This window comes from Paracoccus angustae, assembly GCF_042648745.1.
GTDB classification, from domain to species: domain Bacteria; phylum Pseudomonadota; class Alphaproteobacteria; order Rhodobacterales; family Rhodobacteraceae; genus Paracoccus; species Paracoccus angustae.
On record NZ_JBHRXY010000109.1, the window covers coordinates 1 to 1,489 of the forward strand.

Annotated in this window: 1 protein-coding gene; it reads right to left on the bottom strand. The window is 66.6% G+C overall.

Annotation, left to right across the window (positions count from 1 at the left end):
- Nucleotides 1-279: 279 nt before the first annotated feature.
- A complete protein-coding gene (locus ACFOM8_RS22955; protein ID WP_080623113.1) occupies nt 280-1,410 on the bottom strand; it encodes an IS110 family transposase in 1,131 nt (376 codons plus the stop codon).
- Between the last annotated feature and the right edge of the window lie 79 nt (nt 1,411-1,489).

Sequence of the window (1,489 nt, forward strand, 5' to 3'; positions counted from 1 at the left end):
TCTCATGATCGCAGTCAACCCCTTATTCCACGACAGATATTCCGGCTCGGCCGGGTGCGTTGTGGTATAGATGCGCAGGGCAGGAGGCGGAACTGAGACGACGGTTGAGCAAGCTCTCATGCGCGGGTTGGCTACCGCATGACCGTGGTTTCGTCCTGGGGCTGCCTCGGTCTAAGGATCGGGCATCGACAGTGTCGGCCCATAACAGGGCACGAGGGTTCCCCACCGCGTTCCGCCCCCAACTCTGCGCATCGGCCTGATCGAGGCGGTCTTTCCGTTTCAGACGGCCGTGGCGACCGGCGACACAGGCGGCGCCGTCACCGCTCTGGCGATCGCCCAGACAAAGCCCAGCATCTCGCGCGCAACCGCCGTCACGACGACGACCTTCGCCTTTCCCGCTGCAACCAGATGGCGGTATCGCTGGCACATCCTGAGTTGCCCCTTCCAGGCGATGTCGCGCACCACCTGGGGCAGCGCCTCGAGCCGGGCCAGAAGCTTCACGCTGATCCGCGCCTGCATCCGATAACTCCAGGCCCCCTCGATAAGCGCGCGTCTGGCGAGGCCGCTGCCCGCCTTTGTGATCCCGCCCCGGCGCACACTGGCCCCGGTGGAATGCTCCGACGGTGTCAGCCCAAGATAGGCCATCAGCTGGCGCGGACTGTCGAAGCGGTGGAAGTCCCCGACCTCGGCCACCACCGTCACCGCGACGATGAACCCGACCCCGCGCATCGCCTGAACCGCCGCTACCACCGGCGCGAGGCTCCACTGCGGCAGCAGATCCGCAATCTGTCCGGTCAGCCGCTCCACCCGCGCCTCGGCATCAGCGACAGCGTCGATGTAATCCTGCAGAACGATCTGTTGCGCCGGATGCGTGAAGCGCACCATCGCGAGCCAGCGCCGGTAGGCACCTGTCCAGCCCTTCTTGCCGGGATAGACCCGACCGTGGCGCAACAGGAAGCCCTGCAGATGCTGACGCGCCTTGCCCGCCACCCGCATCGCTGTCGCCCTGGCCCGGACCAGGTCACGCATCGCCTCATGCGCTGCATCCGGCACCCAGACCGCCGTCAGCTCGCCCGCCCGGTGAAGCTTGGCCAGCATCAGCGCATCGCGGCGGTCCGTCTTCACCCGGTCCCCGGCCTTCAGCGGGATCAGCGAGGGCGCGACCACGATGCAGTCATGCCCCATCTCGACCAGCTGGCGGTGGAGGCCATAGCCGCAGGGGCCAGCCTCATAGCAAAACCGCAGCTGCGCCCCGCTCGCGGCCAGCTTTTCCACCAGCTTGCGGATGTGATCAGGCCGGTTCGGCACGGAGCCCCAGTGCCGAACCTCACCGCCTCGCTCGCCACGCGCAACGGCGACAGAGATCGACGCCTTATGGACGTCCAGCCCGATAAACGTGTTACTCTCCATGTGGTCTCTCCCCCATTCTTGAGGCTCGGCACCAGCCAATCTGGTGCAACCCTCGAACGGAGAATGCCGCGGGAGAGGC

Coding starts and splice junctions, on each gene's coding strand:
- ACFOM8_RS22955 (WP_080623113.1), bottom strand. CDS start 1,410: ATGGAGAGTAACACGTTTATCGGGCTGGACGTCCATAAGGCGTCGATC.